Source organism: Streptomyces sp. NPDC047706, assembly GCF_043204795.1.
Taxonomy (GTDB): Bacteria; Actinomycetota; Actinomycetes; order Streptomycetales; family Streptomycetaceae; genus Streptomyces.
Window position 1 is genome coordinate 1 of the sequence record NZ_JBIDCW010000040.1, and the last position, 16,445, is coordinate 16,445.

A 16,445-nucleotide genomic window follows, 5' to 3' on the forward strand; every position below is an offset into this window, starting at 1 on the left:
GGGGGGGGCCGGGGGTCTTGGCCCCCCCCCCCCCCCCGCGGGCCCCCCCGTTAACCCGGGGCCCCGCGGGGGGGGGGCGGGCGGCCCCCCGGCCCCCCCCACGCCAGGACGACGGCCCAGATGGTCCGGTGCGGCCGGCCGGCGCCGGGCGGCCATGCGCGGTGCCATGAGATGGCTCACAGAAGTAGCGCCGCGTCCATGGGCAACTGTCGCGGTCCGTGCCCTTCGTTCGCAGGATGCGGCGCCTGTTCCTACCGGGGCGCGAAGGGCAGGCTGTGAACCTGGCCGACCGGGACATGCGGTTGCCGGGGCGTCACGTCGCGTGAGCACTCCGCGGCGCGACCACACACATTCTTTTCCGCCGCCCGACCAGCAGTTCACCGTGAGGTTTCGCTCCGTTCGCGTGACCGCCGTCGCCGCCTCCGTGACCGAGCCGGTCGTCTCCTCGCGGCCGCGCCCGCCGTCGCCCACGAGAGGCCGGCCACCCAGGCGCCGAGGACGAAGCCGACGACCGAGGAGCGCAAGCAGGCCGGCGCGGCGCTCGTGCTCGGCGCCGGCGCGGCGGTCGCCGCCCGTCGCCGCGAGGTGGACGCCGACGCCAGACCGGCACGGTGGGACCAGATCGGGGGCCCGCACCCTGAAGGGAGGCGGGCCCCCGATCCTGGTTACCCGGTTCCGGGCGGTCCGAGGCCGTGGCGGCGCCGAGGCCGGCCGCGGCCGGCTACCGGTAGCGCACGTGCAGGTGGTTGTCGTGGTTCGGGTAGCTCGTGGTCAGCCCCTCCGCGATCAGCTGCGGGTCGTTGAAGAAGATCAGCTCGACGTGGCCGGGTGCCTTCGCCCTGATCTCCTGCACGAGCCGGCGGGTGGCCGTCCGGTCGTACGCCGACGACTGCCAGGTGATGCGTCCGGCCGTGCACTGTGCCGAGTCGGTGCGGATCGGCCACACGTCGACGTCCATCCCGACCTCGTGGCTCGCGTGGCCGGGTATGTCCCCACCGTGCTCGAATCCCGCGTCGCCGACAGGCAGTCTGCCGTTGCCGGTGGCCGCGAAGGCGGCGGCGGCCGCTTCGAGCTGGCCCACCGCCCCGGCTGTCGCCCAGTGGGCGCCCGCGTTGCCGTCGGGACTCTGCGCGCACATCGTTCCCGCACCGAAGTCGATGTGCTCGTAGTGCCACAGCAGGTTCTTCCATGTGGCCGGCCCGACGACGCCCTCGACACCGATCCCGGCGTGCGACTGGAAGGTGCGGACCGCCGTGTGAGTGGCGGGCCCGAAGGCTCCGTCCACCGACAGGCCCGCGCCCCGCTTCGCGTTGAGCAGTGACTGGACCGCCCGCACGGCCGGGCCGTTGTCGCCCTGCCGTACGGTGATCGCGAGCGCGCCCCACGTGGCGGGCCCCACGATGCCGTCCGCGGTCAGGCCCTTGGACTGCTGGAAGCCCACGACGGCACTGCGCGTGCCGGAGCCGAAGACGCCGTCTGCGGTGACCGGTCGGCCGTGCGCGGTCAGCAGATGCTGGAGCGCGACGACGTCGGTGCCCCGGTTGCCGTTGCTCGTCAGCGGGAACGCGGCCTGGGGGAAGGCCTGCGCGGGGACGCCCGCCGCGAGGAGCAGACCGGCCACCGCGGCGAACAGCGCGAGGACGCGCCCGAGTTGTCTCATGACTTCTCACCTACCTGACTGGAGGGCGCCCCAGGTGCCGGGGCCGACGATGCCGTCCACGCCCAGCCCACGCGAGGACTGGTAGTCGCGTACGGCCTGGGTGGTGCCCGAGCCGAAGATCCCGTCGATGCCCACCGTCCGGCCGAGCGCGGCGGTCAGGGCGCGCTGCAGACGGGAAACGGCCTCTCCGGTCGAACCGTTGCGGACGGTCGGGGTGGTCCCGCCGGACAGCAACGCGGTCCAGGTCCTGGGGCCGACCACGCCGTCCGCCGTGAGTTGCTTGCCGGCCTGGAAGTCCCGGGCGGCGGTGGTGGTGTCGGGGCCGAAGATCCCGTCCGGTGTGCCGGGGTCGTGACCGGCGGCCTTCAGCAGGCACTGGGCCGCTTTGACCAGGTCGCCGGTGGAGCCGCCGCGTACGGTGGGGTACGCGGTGAAGTCGAGGTTCGCTCCGGTGCAGCCCGGCTGTGGCGGGGTGCCGGTGCCCACGTCGAGGTAGTCGCGGTCGATGTTGATCGAGTAGCCGCCGTAGGATTCGGTGACCTCGCCTGCGTACTGGTGGATGCGCTGGTGGTCGGACCAGTGGGTGGACGGCACGTAGGACCCGGTGTCGGTGTCGGCGGCGCCGTTCCACCAGGCGTAGAAGATGTGGTCGACGCGCGTGTAGGCCCCGTTGCCGTACTCGCCGGCCGCGTCCCTGATGCCCGAGGCGGCGCTGGAGTAGAAGCCCGAGAGGTAGCCGCTGCTGTGCAGCCGCTCGGTCCACCCGGACAGGTACGACAGTACGGCCGCCTTGCAGGAGGCCGTGGAGGTGTACGCCTCGATGTCGCTGTAGAGGGCGCTGCCCGCCGGGATGCCGAGGTTCGACGCCGCGGTCACGGCGCCTGCTGCCGCGGTGACGCCCTGGGACCTGGCCGTGGCGGGGTCGTTGGACATCTTCAGCGAGTAGTTGGTGCACGGTGCCTGGCGGCCGACGTCGATCGGGATCAGACGCCACCCGTTGCCGGTCTGGTTGGTCACCCAGCTCGCCGTCAGGTTCGGCTGGGCGCAGCCGCGGAAGGAGCCACTGATGTAGACGCCGACCGCGCTGTAGGGCGAGCCGGCCTGCCAGGCGTTCATGGCGGCTTGGGAGGGCGCGGTGCAGGCGTCGAAGCCCTTGCCCAGGTAGCTGCCCGGCTGTGGCCCGGCCGCCGCCAGGGGAGCGGCGCCGGAGCCCTGTCCTGTGCGGGGCAGTTCGGTGCGCCGGGCGCCCGCGGTGAGTTCGGCCGAGCCGAGGACCCCGCGCACCAGGCTCTCGGTCCCAGGGGTGTGCGCCGCGGTGACGAGGACTCCTGCGTCCTCGACCGCGATCTGGATGGTGCCGTCGCTGGAGGTGGCGGCCGGGGCGGTGGCCTTGCCTCGTGGCGTCCGCGCGGTCGACGCCGTCGACCGGCCGGCGGAGCGGGCGGTGAGGGGCTCGACGACGATGCCCGCCGTACGGCCGACGACCCGGGCGGGGCAGTCGTTCTGGTCCGCGGGTTCGCCCATGTAGACGGCGGGGCTGTCGAAGCGGAGGCAGGCACGCGGGTTCTCGGTCAGATCGACCACCCGCCAGTCGGTGGGCACCTCGATGCGGTATCCGTGGTAGGTGACGGTCTGCCGGGTCTCGGTAGGGGAATCCGCGAGGGCGGGTCCGGGGACCGAGAACGCTCCGATACCGGCGAGCAGCGCCAGTACGGCCGTGGTGGCGCGGGCGCGCCACAGGTTGCGGGACGACATCAGGGCACTCCAACTCGGTGCGGGGAGAGCGGGGAGTCACGGCAGGGGAGGTCTGCGCCGTGCCGGGACGAGTGGAGGGCGTCCCGGCACGGCAGGCCGGCTCCGTGCCGGGGTCGAGCGGTGCTCGGGGGATGCGCCGGTCAGATCCCGCAACTGGGCGCGGACCAGGAGCGGCTGGTGCGTCCGTCCAGGTGGGTGTGGTCGTCGTGGCCGGGGTAGCCGGGGCCGAAGATGCCGCCGAAGCCGTGGTAGCGGCCCCGCTGCGCGAGCTGGCAGAACGACGGGTTGCCGACCACGTCGGCCGCGTCGCCGTACAGGTGCCGGCTGTTCGAGGCGCCGCCCACCGCGTTGTTGCAGGCGTGTGAGCGGAAGCCGCTGGTCACGACGATCGGGACGTCGCCCATCAAGCGCCGCATGGCCTCCAGCTTCCACATCGTGCGCAGGGCGTTGGACTTGGCCGTCGCCGCGCTGACCGCTCCGCCGGACCAGTCGGAGTTGCACTTGTTCAGCTCGGCGTAGGTGAAGTGGATCGGTGTGCAGTCCGGGTCCTGGAGCGCGTAGATCTTGCTGAACGTCTGGGACCCTGCGACCCCGTCCGCCGACAGTCCGTAGGCCTGCTGGAACTTGGCGACCGCGGCCTTGGTGCGGGGGCCGAAGTTGCCGTCGACGGACAGGATCTCGCCGTAGTCGACATGCCCGGCCACCCGGATCTGCAGCTGGGTCACGTCGGCGCCCGTCATGCCCTGCGACAGGGTGCGGTTCCAGGTGTAGCACTCGTCGGCCTGGGCCGGGCCGGCCGTGGCTAGCACGCCACTCAGCGTGGCAGCCATGAACATGACAAGTGAAAGGAGTAGTCGGATCGTACGTCTCGGCATCATGCCTCCGTCCCGATTCATGAGTAGCCGCAAGCGGCTGAGCCGAGTCTGGCGCCGGGAGCCGTGGCCTGTCCACAGTGCCACCATCTGCCACAGGACCAGACCATCGGCACAACTCACGAGTAGTGAACGGCAGTTGTGCGAAAGGCTGCCGTGCAGTCGTTCGCTCGGGGCTTTCCGGCACCTGCCCGCCGTGTGCTGTTCGCGCGAGGAGGCTTAGGCGGGCACGGCGCAGGCGGCAGCGGCGGTCAGCGCGCAGCACAGGACGGTGACGACGTTCAGCCGCCGCGCGAGCAGGTCGTCCCAGTGCTCCCCGTTGCCGGAGAGCCTGCGCAGAGCCGGGGTGAGGGCCCGGCCCGCGCCGAAACCGAGCCCGGCGGCCAGGGCGGGGACGTGGGAACCGCCCGACAGCAGCACCGCGACCGCCATCGCGTACGGCGCACTCGCCGAGAGGTAGGTACGCACGCCCGTGCCGAGTTCGAACCCGAACCGCGCGGCCCCGCGCACCAGATGGCGGCGCAGCACGTCCTGCGGAATCTGCCGGGCGTTCTGCGGCAGGCGCAGCGGCAGCCTGCCCGCGTCGCGCAGCGCCGCCACCAGCGCGACCACCACGATCAGCCCTTGCCGCCCGGCAGCCGGCGCGGGTGTGAAGAGACCGGACAGAAGCCACAGCACCCCGGCCGTGAGCGTCCCGCCGGCCAGCAGGCCGCCGGAGAACACGCCCAGGACGACTGCCTGCCGGTACGTTGCCCGCCAACCTGGCGAGGCCAGCGCGAACGCGCTGTTACGCGTTCAAACGGACCCGGAGAGCGAGTATCCGGCCAGACCACCGGTGACCGCCCAGGTCAGCACGGGGGCATGGAGTACGGCCGCGACCGCCGCGACCGCCAGGGCCGCCACAGGCACGGCCGGATCGGTGAGCCGCGCCCGTACGGTACGGACACCACGCGGCGGGGCCGAGCCCGGATGGGACCCGTTCACCTAGACCGTCCCGGTCAGCGTGCGCCAGGTGTTCTGGCCCACCACACCGTCGGCGGTCAGACCGTGCAGGGACTGGAACGCGACGGCGGCCTGCCGGGTGAGCGTGCCGAAGTTGCCGTCCACGTTCAGGGCGTGGCCGTGCTTGTTGAGCTGACGCTGGGCGCCCCGGACGGCGTCGCCGACATCTCCTTGGCGCACGGTGACGACCAGCACCGGCCAGGTGGCGGGGCCGACGCTGCCCGTGGGACCCAGTCCCTTCGCCGTCTGGAAATCCTCCACCCGCGCCTCGGTGTCCGGCCCGAAGACGCCGTCCACGTCTGTCGGGTGGCCATGGAAGGCGAGCAGGTGCTGGACGGTGTGGACGTCGGGCCCGGTCGCCCCGCGGCCGGTGGTCGGCCAGGTGACGGAGCCGGGGCAGCCGCAGTCGGTGGTCCAGCGGCAGATGGACTTCACCCAGCCCGAGGCGGTCTTGCGGTACCCGTCGTGGCAGCGCCGCTCGATACCGCAGCCGCAGCTCCCGCAAGCCGCGCTGTACGCCCACAGCCAGCCGTCGTAGGTACCGGCGTAGCACTGGTTGGGTCGCAGCGTCCAGGTGACTCCGTCCGACCGGTGGAAGCCGGTGTTCGTCCCCGACGTCACACAGGCGTCGGCGTAGACGGTGCTGGGCCCGCAGCCCGGTGAGCAGTTGTGGTCGGAGGCGTAACCCGGGCACGCGCCCGTCCAGATGTCGTAGCCGTCGGCGTAGGCCTGACGGGCCGCGGGCAACACCCCCAGCGCGGCGAAACCCAAGGCGGTGGCCGCCTGCAGCACGGTGCGCCGGCGTGGCGCGAAGGACTCCAGGGATCCGCGTCCGGCCCGGGAGCGGACGCCGGTCCCCGGCCGGCGCAGCGTGGGCACGTCCTGCAGTGACGTCATGGCAGGCTCCTGGGCGTCGCGGGGTGGATGTCGTCGAGCAGCCGCAGCAGTGCGGTGGGCGAGCCGAGCGGTTCCGACCGCGTGATCCGGCCCGTCGGGTCCACGGCGACCGCGTAGGGGGTGGCCGGGATGTCGTACGCCGTGAACAGCTCCGGACGGTCCCCGACGACCGGGACGGGGCCTTCGCCGGAATGCGGTGCGGTGCCCGCGTAGAGCCCGACCACCCGTGGCGCGACGGCGTCGCCCCGGCGGACGGTCCAGGCGCCCGCCTCGGCGAGTACCTGGCCGCAGGTGCCGCAGTCGGCGTCGAGGAACAGCAGCAGCGTGGCGCGGTCCGTAGACAGGAGTCCGTCCAGCGCGGGGGCGTCGAGCCCGGGCGCCGAGGCACCCGAGGCGATGCCCACGCGTCCGGTGCCGTGCGGCTGTGCGCGCGAGAGTTGGTGCACCTGCCTGACCAGACCCGAGACGACCAGTGCGAGCAGCGCGATCGCCACCCACGACACGATCAGCGCGCTGGTGGTGAAGTCCATCGCGTCGACACTCCTTCGGCTGTTCGGTGCACGGTGGCTTCGGCCCGTGGGCGGACGACGGCGGTGGCCGGCCGGTGAGTTCCGGCCCCGGCGGGCTCGTGCATGGCGGCGGGCAGCGACCACAGCAGCACGGTGCACGCGAATGCCGCGAGCAGGAGTGTCACCATTTCAGCCGTGGCGAGCCGTGAGGGTCCGGCCTCGGCGAGGACCGCGCCGGCCAGCGCGAGGCCGGCGAGGGCCGCTGCGCGGCGGGTCACCCAGCGGCTGAGGGGGACGTCCCGGCGCGAGCAGCCGCACGGCCCGCCCCGGCCGAGGGCGAGGACATGCCGCGTGTACCCGGCGTAGAGCCCGAACAGACCCGCCGCCGCGGCGAATACCGCCTGCGACGCTCGCTGGTGACCTGCCAGTAGCGCGGCGGCGCCCGCCGCGCCCAGGGCCCCTTCGGCGAACGGCAGGACGACGGCCGCGAACCGGCGCGTCCGCGGGCCCAGCACCCCGTGGGCCCGCAGCGCCTCGCCCAGGGCGGTGGGCCGGGTGGCGTGGGCGCCCGCACCCACGAGCAGGGTGAGCGTCACGATCGAGGCGGTCAGCCCGCCGTAGAAGCCGCTCATCCCCGGCTCACCCGGTACGCCGCAGCGCGAGACGCCCGACGAGTTCGGGCACGCGCTCGACGGATGTCGACGCCAACGGCACAACGGTGGCCCAGAGCTCGTCGGAGGAGAGCACGAAGAAGGGACTGCCGTCGGAGAGCGTGTCGCGGAACAGTTCGCCGGACGGGACCGCGACCCCTTTCCAGGGCGGAAGCTGCGCGGTGTGCTCCTTGGTCCGCCGGGACAGCTCCAGCAGCCCGAGTCCGGGCACTTCCTTGATCACCGTCGCTGGGCGGGTGAAGGTGCTCGACGCCGGCGGACCGGGCCGGAGCGCGAGTCCGTCCTCGCTCTCGGTGAGGCGCACCGACCGGAGCAGCCCGAGCACTTCGGCAGCGCCGAGGCCGTAGAGGCGGGTCACGAGCGCATGGCTCCGCCCTCGCCACACGACGAGCGACGGCCGCTCCACGAGCCCCGAGCGCGGTTCGCGCTCGACCGACCCGAAGATGCGCAGGGTGCCTTTCTGGAAGGTGAGTTCGGATTCGGGTGCCTCGATGCCGAGAGAGGCGGCGACGTCGTCTCCCAGGGTGGCGGGCCCCGAGGTGAACTCGACCAGCCTTCCGCCGGCCACCACTTCGACGGCGGAGGTGCACGGTGCCCGGAGGTCGAGGTCGCCCTCCAGGCGATACGTCGCGCCGTCGAGGGCGCGGTGAGCGACGAACGGGGCAGCCATGTCCATCCTCCCGGGGTTACGGGTCTGAGCGACACCGTGACCGCAGAGGAAACTAGGCAACAGGCATGGACCTGTCAATCAGGTGGGTGCGGTGATGTGCCGATCGGTGATCGCCGGCGGGTGACGCGGCTTCCGGCCAGGTGAATCCGCGACGCGGCCGAGCGTGCCGGAAGTACCAGGTCGCACGGGAACGTTCACGGGGCAACCGCAGAGAGGGGAGCAGCCCTGCGAGAGCAGCCCTACGACGAGGAGCGTCCACATTATGGGTACCGCCGTCCACGTCCCGCAGACCCGGGACATGATCGGGGAGGAACTCTCCGGAGACGAGGCGTTCGCCGCCCTGCGCCACTACGGAGGGCTGCGGCTGCTGACCGACTCCTTCGCGCGGTTCCGTTACCGGGACTCTTGCAGAAAGCCCCGGCGTGAGAGCCGCTCGGATTCGACGCGCGCGAGCTTTTCGGGATTGCGGACGTAGTAGAGGCCGGTGACACGGGCATCCTTTATGCGGAGGGCCATCACCCCGTCGATCTCGCCATCCAGGCGCAGCACGAGGCCGGGGTTGTCGTTGACCGTCGTTGTCTCGCTGGTGAAGGTGCCGTCGGCCTTGCAGAGACTGCCGACCATGTAACGAAGTACCTTGTTGGCGCCGACGACCGGCCGCAGAGCCGCGAGCCTCAGGCCACCGCCGTCACTGACGAAGACGACGTCCGGGGCGAGGATATCGAGCAGGGCTTGCAAGTCTCCGGTCTCGAGCGCGGTCCGGAACGCGCCCAGGGCTGCCTGGGCCTCGTGCGGGGAGGCCGGTGTCCTGGGCCGGCGGGCGTCGACGTGCTGGCGAGCGCGGTAGGCGATCTGGCGTGTGGCAGTGGAGGTTCTGCCGATTGCGGCCGCGATGTCGTCGTAGCCGAAGTCGAAGACTTCGCGCAGCACGAGAACGGCGCGTTCAGTCGGGGAGAGGGTTTCGAGGACGAACATGAGGGCCAGCGACAGGTTCTCGGAGAGTTCGGTGTTGTCGGCCACGTCGGGGGAGGTGAGCAAGGGCTCGGGTAGCCAGGGGCCGACGTAGGTCTCCTTCCGCCGTTGGAGGGTGCGTAGCCGGTTCAGTGCTTGTCGTGTCGTGATGCGCACCAAGTAGGCGCGCGGTTCCTGCACCTGTGCCATCTCGACCTTCACCCAGCGCAGCCAAGCTTCCTGGAGGATGTCCTCGGCGTCCGCCGCGGATCCGAGCATCTCGTAGGCGACGGTGAACAGTAGGTCGCGGTGGGCGACGAACGCATTCGTCGCGGGGCCGTCCAAGTTGTTCATGTTGTGCGCTGCACTTTCTCTGCCAGGCCTCACACACACCAGTAGGCGCTGTTGACCACGCCCCGGCAATGATGAGATTGCCGGGAGCGGCCTACGGTGATCGGGCCCTGTGGGCGGGCTGGAAGGTGATCCGGGCGGGGTGCCGGGGCCGCTGTAGCTTTACGCGCGGACCGCACGGGAAGTTGCTTTGCGTGCCCCTGAGACCAGCTTGTTGAGGGTGAACACGCAGGCGATCTCCTTGACGCCGGCTCCGGTCCGCCCGCTGATGCTGAGCGCGTTCACCTTGTCGTTCGGGTAGGAGAACTGAGTGACGCCCCCCTTCCGGCCGAGGCTGAGGCACTGGCCGCCGAAGAACATCCGGACGGGCGTCGCCTTCTTCCCTGCGATCCGGCGCAGGATCGTGGCGGCGGCCGCGGGACCCAGCTGCGTGGCGGCCTGGCAGCTCAGTCGGAACGGGTGGTCGGGCATTACTCCGGCGTCCCCAGCGGCGATGATGCGTTCGTCGTCCACATAGGTCAGCGTCGTGTCGGTCACCAGGCGGCCTTCGGCGTTGGTGCGCAGCCCGCTGCGGGCTGCCAGGTCCGGGATGCTGAAGCCTGCGGTCCAGATCGTCACCGAGCTGGGCAGCTCGCGGCCGTCGTCGAGCCGAACACTGTCGCGGGTCACCTCGGTTACCCGCGTACGGGGGCCTTGGAGAACGGTCACGCCCAGTTTGGCGAGCCGGCGGGAGACCGGTCGACGGACTCGGGGATGCAGGGAGGGGCCGAGTACCGTGCCGCAGACCAGGGTGACCTTGCGACCTGCCTCTGCCAGCTCGGCGGCGGTTTCCAGGCCGGTCGGGCCGGCGCCGATCACGGTCACCGGAGCCGAATCGGGCGCCTCGTCCAGCGCCGACCGCAGTCTTTCCGCGCCCTCGAGATCCGAAATCGAATGAGCGAACTCCGCCGCTCCGGGGACGTCAGGGGCTGAGGCGCCGCTGCCGACCGCGTAGACGAGGTAGTCGTAGGAGATCGTGCCACCTTGCGCCAGCGCCACCTGTCGCTTGGCAGCGTCGATCAAGGTCACGGTGTCGACCACCAGCCGGACGTTCCTGCCCATGACTCTGCCGAAGCCCTCGACAGCGTCGTCGGAGCCTGTCACGAACTGGTGCAGGCGGATCCGTTCGACGAAGTCGGGGCGTGGATTCACCACCGTCACCGACACACCCTTTTGCTGTGCCAGGCTGTTGGCCGCCGTTACGCCCCCGTACCCGCCACCGACGACGACTACCTCGACGTTCTGGTTCATGTTGTCTCCCTTGCGTTGTGGGTGCGAAATGGAGACACCAGTCGGACGTCCGCTGTAACAGCTCACAGGTGTGACGTACCACACATGAAGTGTGGTGGGTTGCCACCGGGGTCGGCTGTCTGCGCAGGGAGGAACGGAGTGTCAGCGGCAGTAGCGCCGCGCGGGCCGTGGCGTGGCAACGAGTCTGGGCGACGCGTAAATGGCTGAGCCCCCCGCGCTCACGGGCAGCTCTGTGGACCTTTACGGCCCCCGCCGACGCCGGCTCGTACATCACAGGCAGCCATCACCACGATCTGATCGGGTGACCCGCGCGGCAGGGCTCGCTACGATCGCCAGCCTTGACTGCATCGTCTGGACAACAACAGATGCGGCCACGCCGTTGCCTGTCCGCCGTCTGTCGGACAGGTTGCTGGATGTCACCGTGCCCGATGGGGCCGGAACCTGCTCACCGGGCACCGCATGACGTACGCCCAAAGCCCTCGACCTGTTGCCGAGCGTCAGGCGTTCCTGTCCCGCAGGGCCGCTGGCGGCTTGCCGCTGTGACGCATCTCGCGAGCGCTCTTACCTTTGCAGGCGCCCCTTGCCGTTGCCGGGATGATGGCGAGCCACCTGACCCTGCCCGCGTGGCCCGGCTGAGCCGACGGGGCTGCGGTAGCCGTGCGGATCCGGATGCTTTTCGAGTCCGCGCGACGTATGAGCCCACTTCTGGCTTGCCGGCTAGGTCTGATCATCGAGTCCCGGCGGGGTGCGTGTGCCCGGCGTTCTCGTCGCCAGCAGTCCGTTGATCACCAGGCTTGCCAAACTCTCAGCCGTCGCCTCCTGCTCCTGTCGCGAGGCCGGATCCGGTCGGCCGAGCCGGCGGGCGAGCGGCGCCTGCACGAGCCCCAGAAGCGGGCCGATCATGGCGAAGAACAGAACATCGATGGGCATCGGAGCCATACGCCCAGATGCAATGAGCCGTTCTACGCTGGGCTCGATAGTGGCCAGCATAGGGGCGATGTAGCTGTCGAAGAGGTAGTCGAGGCGGTCGGTGTCACGCGAGGACTCGTCCACGCACAGCCGTCCCAGATGCGGCCAGTCCAGTGTTGTGCGGTAGAAGCTGGTGATGACTTGGCGCAGCACGTCCTCGTCGCTTGCCGCGGGGTCTACCGGCGGCATACGCCCGAGCTGTGACTGGAGGGCGAAATCCACCGTTGCGCGCCAGAACGCCGCTTTGGACCCGTAGCGGTCGTTCAAGAAGTTGTGGCTGACATGCAGTCGGCCCGAGAGCTCTCGGACTGATGCCCGGTCGTACCCCAGCTCGGCGAACGCTTCCAGACCTCGATGCAGGATATCTCGTTCCGAGGGCACTGCGGGTGCGTCCGCCCCTGGACGCCCCGGTCGTCGAGCAGCCTGTGCCGCCACTTGGCCTCGCCCTTTCTCTCGATTGCGCAGCTCCTGCGCATCCTGCCACGTACTGACCTCAGTCCTCCGAGAACAGCTGCTCCGGTGTTGTTGATCAGTTCACGCGCTCGCCAGATGTGACGCTGATCACGCGCAGTAACTTGACACATGTCAGAGAGTCAATAATCTGACATATGCAAGAAGCTTGCGGGAGCCTCGGCCGGTGACCGGCGGCGAAGGATCCAGGGAGGTGGCCTCCCTGCCTCCTTGCAACGCTCCCCGTAGAGGAAACGAGAGCAGGCGCGTGCCCCATTCACGACCAATGCTGTTAACGGGCTAGGCCGGGAGATCGGCCTACACGCCCGCCCCCGCCAGACCAAGACTGAGAAACAGTGTGGTTGTCACACGGTTTGCAGTAGTGGGTTGCAGACCACGATCGGACGGTGATCGCGGAGAGACTCAAACTCAGAGGCGCATCTGATGTGAGGCCATCGGGGTATACCCACACCCTGGCGGGTGCTACTGGACTTGCCGAAACTGCTGGTGATGAGCTCCGAGCGCTTCAAGTGGTCCTCGACGATCGAGTGTTTTTCGCGGCGTCGAGCGTCGAGCCCCCGGCACAGCCCGCTGGGCATCAGTCACGGACAACCGGCGGCGGAGTCTTGACGGAAGCCTTCGCATCGAAACGACCCAACCTCGACGCAGGTCAGCCAGGACCTCATGGATATCGCCGAATCGATTCCTGATGGCCTCCCGGGGTGCCCAGGAGCGCGTTACATGACCCCCAGCCCGCCTCGTGTCCTGTACGGCCGGCATATCGAGCGTGCGGAGTTCGACAACCTTCTGGCGGCACTGAGTAGAGGTGAGTCCCGAGTAGCGGTAGTCCGCGGCGAAGCAGGCATCGGCAAGTCCGTACTTCTGGAGTATCTCGCTGACCACGCGTCGCGTGTGACGGTGACCCGGGCGCGGGGCATCGAGGCCGATATGGAGCTGCCTTACGCGAGCCTGCACCAGTTGTGTTCGCCCTTCCTGACCGAGATCGAAGCGTTGCCGGGGCCTCAGCGCGATGCCCTGCGGGTGGCGTTCGGGATAGCCGCCGGAGACCCGCCTGACCGTTTCATGGTCGGCCTCGCCATATTGACTCTGCTCACCAGGGCCTCGGAGTCCCGCCCGGTGCTCGTCATCGTCGACGACGCCCAATGGCTCGACCAGGTGTCGTTGCAGACGCTGCAGTTCGTGGCTCGGCGACTGCTGGCAGAGGCAGTTGCGATGGTCTTCGCGGTACGAGACCCGGAGGGACAGGCGGCACTCGTGGGTCTGCCGGAGATGCGGATTCGAGGTCTCGACGCTGCGGCGGCCGGGAAACTCCTCGAGGCCGCCGTCGGCGGGCGGCTGGAGAAGCGGGTCCGGGACAGGTTCGTGGCCGAAATGCATGGCAACCCACTCGCGCTGATTGAATTTTCGCGCGGGCGCAGTGCCGCCGAGCTGGCATACGACTCGGCCTCAAGCTCCCCGAGCGGCCACGGGACGGTGTCGAGGCGCGTCGAACAGGACTTCGCCGACCGGCTCGCCTCGCTACCGGCGCAGACCCGGACGCTGCTGCTGATCGCAGCTGCGGAACCGGTCGGGGACGCGCGCTTGCTGGTCCGCGCGGCGACCGCCATGGGGGTCGCTCCCAATGGTGCGCCAGCCAAAGCGGCTGGCCTGATTGAGTTCGGCGAGTCCGTTCGGTTTCGACATCCGCTGGTTCGTTCAGCTGTGTACCAGCAAGCCGATCCTGAAGAGCGCCGAGCAGTGCACCGGGCGCTGGCCGCCGCCACGGACCCGGTGCTGGATCCCGACCGGCGCGCCTGGCACGCGGTACAAGCTGCCGATGGGCCGGATGAGGAAGTAGCCATGGGATTGGAACAGTCCGCAGGGCGCGCGCGGCAGCGCGGCGGCCTGGCCGCCGAGGCGATCCTGCTGGAACGTGCAGCCGCAGTGACGCCGGACTCCTGGGCGCGAGGGCGCCGAGCGCTCGCGGCCGCAGAAGCGCACTTCTCAGCCGCCTCGCCTGACCGTGCCACTCAACTGGCGACGCAAGCCGAACTGAGCCCCCTCAGTCCGTTGGATCATGCTCGCCTGGCGCGCCTGCGTGCCAGGATCCTCTTCGCACGTTGCCGTAGCGACGAGGCGGCACCTCTGCTTCTCGACGCTGCCGCACAGTTCGCTGCTGCAGAGTCGCCCTTGGCGCGCGAGACCTACCTCGAGGCGATCAGCGCAACCATCTTTGCAGGCAGGGTCCAGGGACCCAACGGTGCCCGCGCCGCAGCGATCGCAGCCCGCGCCTCCGGGGCGCCCCGCTCTGGCTCCAAAGCCGCCGACCTGCTCCTGGATGGCGTTGCCGCGCTGCTCGCTGACGGTGACGAGACCGGCGTGCCGGCATTGCGTCGCGTGCTGCAGCCGTTTGCGCAGGAGAGCCTTGGCACCAGAGAGGCAACGATGCGCTGGCTACTCCTGGCACCGGTCGCGCTGGAGGCGTTCATTCATCACGCTTGGGACTTGTCCGCATGGGAGACGCTGGCCACCCGTGCGGTGCGCCTGGCTCGTGACATCGGAGCTCTCGGGGCGCTGCCGCCGGCACTGATCTACGCCAGCGGGGTGCACATCCACACCGGGAACTTCGCCGAGGCGGTCCGGATGATTGACGAAGCGAACGCAATCGCCGCCGCGACCGGTCACGCCCCGCACCAGTACGCGACGCTGGTACTGGCCGGGTGGCGAGGCGACGAGGACGCCGCGGTCGGCATCATCGAAGAGGCTCAGGCGAGCGCCACACAAAATGGCGAGGTGTCCCTCCTAGGCGTCACTGGATACATTCAGGGCGTGCTCTTCAACGGCCTGGGACGTTACGATCAGGCACTGGTGACGTCGCGTACAGGCATCGAACACGACGGGTTCAACTTCACAGGCCTGTCGCTGGTCGAACACATCGAGGCCGCGACTCGGTGCGGTGAGTTCGACCAGGCACGTACCTCGCTGGCCCAGCTGGTCGAACTCACCCGCGCCACCGATTCCGGATGGGCACGTGGCGCCAGCGCCCGCAGTCAAGCTCTCCTCACCGATGACAGTGACCAGGCCAACGGTTTGTACAGGCTCGCAATAGGGGAGTTCGCACGCGGTCGCGTGGCCGTGGAGGTGGCGCGCACTCACCTCATGTACGGCGAGTGGTTGCGACGAGGCGGACAACGCTCGCTGGCACGAGAGCACCTTCGTACGTCCCACGCGATGTTCGACGAAATGGGGGCGAACGCGTTCGCCGCCCGTGCTCGCCGCGAATTGCTTGCCACCGGTGAGCAGATTCGAGACCGCAGAAGCAAGCTTTCGACAGCCCTGACACCCCAGGAGTGGCAAATCGCAACGCTCGCAGCCAACGGCATGACGAACCCGAAGATCGGCGCGGAGCTTTTTATCAGCTCACACACAGTGGAGTGGCACCTACGGAAGGTGTACACGAAACTCGGGATCAACTCACGCCGCGCGCTGCCAGGCGCCCTGGCCAATGACGCGGCGGACACTGATACATCTCAATCTGGCTGAATCAGTCGGCACTACGGACATCCCTACGGACATCACTACGGACTTCCGGGGCGCGCTGAGCATTGCTGGAGACCGAGGGTGGTTGCACCGCCCTTGATGGGCGCCATCCCACCACAAGGAGACCCCAATGTCCGCGCCCCTCCTGCAGTCGACGACGCCGCCCAGAATCCCGGTTGCCCGGTCGGCCGAAGAAGACATGGACTTGGCCCTACACGCGTTCTTGTCCCAGCGGAAACAATTGCTGCGTATCGCCTACCAAACTATCGGCGATCTCGCGCGAGCCGAAGACGTGGTACAGGAAACATGGATGCGTTGGCAGCGCACGCACCGAGCTGACATACAAAACCCGGCCGCGTACCTGTCAACCGCGACGAGCCACCTGGCCATCAACGTCATCCACTCCGCGCGGCATCGGCACGAGATAGCGAATGAGTCGCAACTAGTCAACCATGTCGACCAGAGTTCCCATGATCCCGTTCATCGTGCCGAGCAATGCGTGTCGCTCGAAGAGGCTTTGGCCCTGCTGATGGCCAGGCTGACGCCGGCTGGGCTGGCTGCTTACGTACTTCGGAAGAGTTTCGACTACACCTATACGGATCTTGCAGATTTGCTTCGCATCAGTGCAGGGAATGCACGGCAACTGGTGCATCGTGCACAAGCCCGCCTCAAAGTTGGTCGCGAGCGGCCAGTCTCCGCTGTAAAGCACCGTCGTTTGGTGGCCGCCTTCCGGAGAGCAGCCAGCACGGGTGATCTCGAATGTCTGACGCAAGTACTTGCTCCTGAAGATCCCTCTGGACACGGGAAGAGGTGACAGCAGGTCAGATTGGGGCACGAGACAAGGCCTGACGATGCCTC

Annotated in this window: 13 protein-coding genes; 2 read left to right on the forward strand and 11 right to left on the reverse strand. The window is 69.3% G+C overall.

The window, feature by feature from the left end; all coding sequences use genetic code 11:
* Nucleotides 1-721 precede the first annotated feature (721 nt).
* From ACGF8A_RS32705 to ACGF8A_RS32755, 11 genes are all read right to left on the reverse strand, one after another.
* Nucleotides 722-1,660: a penicillin-insensitive murein endopeptidase gene (locus ACGF8A_RS32705; protein ID WP_393114087.1), complete on the reverse strand. Its 939-nt coding sequence runs from the start codon at nucleotides 1,658-1,660 to the stop codon at nucleotides 722-724.
* A 6-nt stretch (nucleotides 1,661-1,666) separates the two neighbouring features.
* Nucleotides 1,667-3,415 carry a glycoside hydrolase domain-containing protein gene (locus ACGF8A_RS32710; protein WP_393114089.1) on the reverse strand — a complete coding sequence of 583 codons (1,749 nt, stop codon included), beginning with the start codon at nucleotides 3,413-3,415 and terminating at the stop codon, nucleotides 1,667-1,669.
* A gap of 140 nt (nucleotides 3,416-3,555) precedes the next feature.
* A complete protein-coding gene (locus ACGF8A_RS32715) occupies nucleotides 3,556-4,290 on the reverse strand; it encodes a D-Ala-D-Ala carboxypeptidase family metallohydrolase (protein ID WP_393114154.1) in 735 nt (244 codons plus the stop codon).
* Nucleotides 4,291-4,506: 216 nt separating this feature from the next.
* Entirely contained in the window at nucleotides 4,507-5,010 is a 504-nt protein-coding gene (locus ACGF8A_RS32720) for a hypothetical protein (RefSeq protein ID WP_393114093.1), read from the reverse strand.
* Between the two features lie 261 nt (nucleotides 5,011-5,271).
* On the reverse strand, nucleotides 5,272-6,186 hold the full coding sequence (locus tag ACGF8A_RS32725) for a peptidoglycan-binding protein (RefSeq protein ID WP_393114095.1): 915 nt from the start codon (nucleotides 6,184-6,186) through the stop codon (nucleotides 5,272-5,274).
* Nucleotides 6,183-6,716, reverse strand: a complete 534-nt coding sequence (locus ACGF8A_RS32730; RefSeq protein WP_393114097.1) for a hypothetical protein — start codon at nucleotides 6,714-6,716, stop codon at nucleotides 6,183-6,185. Before ACGF8A_RS32730 ends, ACGF8A_RS32725 begins: the two co-directional genes overlap by 4 nt.
* The gene (locus ACGF8A_RS32735; RefSeq protein ID WP_393114099.1) at nucleotides 6,692-7,327 is read right to left on the reverse strand and encodes a MauE/DoxX family redox-associated membrane protein; all 636 of its coding nucleotides are present in this window, start codon (nucleotides 7,325-7,327) and stop codon (nucleotides 6,692-6,694) included. Before ACGF8A_RS32735 ends, ACGF8A_RS32730 begins: the two co-directional genes overlap by 25 nt.
* Before the next feature lie 7 nt (nucleotides 7,328-7,334).
* The gene (locus ACGF8A_RS32740) at nucleotides 7,335-8,036 is read right to left on the reverse strand and encodes a hypothetical protein (RefSeq protein ID WP_393114102.1); all 702 of its coding nucleotides are present in this window, start codon (nucleotides 8,034-8,036) and stop codon (nucleotides 7,335-7,337) included.
* A 393-nt stretch (nucleotides 8,037-8,429) separates the two neighbouring features.
* Nucleotides 8,430-9,341 (reverse strand): RNA polymerase sigma-70 factor, encoded by a 912-nt coding sequence (locus ACGF8A_RS32745; RefSeq protein ID WP_393114104.1) that lies wholly within the window; start codon nucleotides 9,339-9,341, stop codon nucleotides 8,430-8,432.
* A gap of 159 nt (nucleotides 9,342-9,500) precedes the next feature.
* Nucleotides 9,501-10,628, reverse strand: coding sequence for an NAD(P)/FAD-dependent oxidoreductase (locus ACGF8A_RS32750; protein ID WP_393114157.1), 1,128 nt, complete (start codon nucleotides 10,626-10,628; stop codon nucleotides 9,501-9,503).
* Between the two features lie 717 nt (nucleotides 10,629-11,345).
* Nucleotides 11,346-11,978 carry a TetR/AcrR family transcriptional regulator gene (locus tag ACGF8A_RS32755; RefSeq protein ID WP_393114106.1) on the reverse strand — a complete coding sequence of 211 codons (633 nt, stop codon included), beginning with the start codon at nucleotides 11,976-11,978 and terminating at the stop codon, nucleotides 11,346-11,348.
* A gap of 810 nt (nucleotides 11,979-12,788) precedes the next feature.
* Here ACGF8A_RS32755 and ACGF8A_RS32760 point away from each other — a divergent pair.
* Nucleotides 12,789-15,590: an AAA family ATPase gene (locus ACGF8A_RS32760; protein WP_393114108.1), complete on the forward strand. Its 2,802-nt coding sequence runs from the start codon at nucleotides 12,789-12,791 to the stop codon at nucleotides 15,588-15,590.
* Nucleotides 15,591-15,717: 127 nt separating this feature from the next.
* Complete coding sequence (locus ACGF8A_RS32765; protein WP_393114110.1) at nucleotides 15,718-16,401, forward strand: sigma-70 family RNA polymerase sigma factor; 684 nt, start codon at nucleotides 15,718-15,720, stop codon at nucleotides 16,399-16,401.
* The last annotated feature ends 44 nt before the right edge of the window (nucleotides 16,402-16,445 follow it).

Excerpts from the sequence above, each read along its gene's own strand:
- ACGF8A_RS32760 (WP_393114108.1), top strand. The coding sequence starts at position 12,789 with ATGACCCCCAGCCCGCCTCGTGTCCTGTACGGCCGGCATATCGAGCGT.
- ACGF8A_RS32745 (WP_393114104.1), bottom strand. The coding sequence starts at position 9,341 with ATGAACAACTTGGACGGCCCCGCGACGAATGCGTTCGTCGCCCACCGC.
- ACGF8A_RS32705 (WP_393114087.1), bottom strand. The coding sequence starts at position 1,660 with ATGAGACAACTCGGGCGCGTCCTCGCGCTGTTCGCCGCGGTGGCCGGT.
- ACGF8A_RS32715 (WP_393114154.1), bottom strand. The coding sequence starts at position 4,290 with ATGCCGAGACGTACGATCCGACTACTCCTTTCACTTGTCATGTTCATG.
- ACGF8A_RS32740 (WP_393114102.1), bottom strand. The coding sequence starts at position 8,036 with ATGGCTGCCCCGTTCGTCGCTCACCGCGCCCTCGACGGCGCGACGTAT.
- ACGF8A_RS32710 (WP_393114089.1), bottom strand. The coding sequence starts at position 3,415 with ATGTCGTCCCGCAACCTGTGGCGCGCCCGCGCCACCACGGCCGTACTG.
- ACGF8A_RS32765 (WP_393114110.1), top strand. The coding sequence starts at position 15,718 with ATGTCCGCGCCCCTCCTGCAGTCGACGACGCCGCCCAGAATCCCGGTT.
- ACGF8A_RS32735 (WP_393114099.1), bottom strand. The coding sequence starts at position 7,327 with ATGAGCGGCTTCTACGGCGGGCTGACCGCCTCGATCGTGACGCTCACC.
- ACGF8A_RS32725 (WP_393114095.1), bottom strand. The coding sequence starts at position 6,186 with ATGACGTCACTGCAGGACGTGCCCACGCTGCGCCGGCCGGGGACCGGC.
- ACGF8A_RS32730 (WP_393114097.1), bottom strand. The coding sequence starts at position 6,716 with ATGGACTTCACCACCAGCGCGCTGATCGTGTCGTGGGTGGCGATCGCG.
- ACGF8A_RS32750 (WP_393114157.1), bottom strand. The coding sequence starts at position 10,628 with ATGAACCAGAACGTCGAGGTAGTCGTCGTCGGTGGCGGGTACGGGGGC.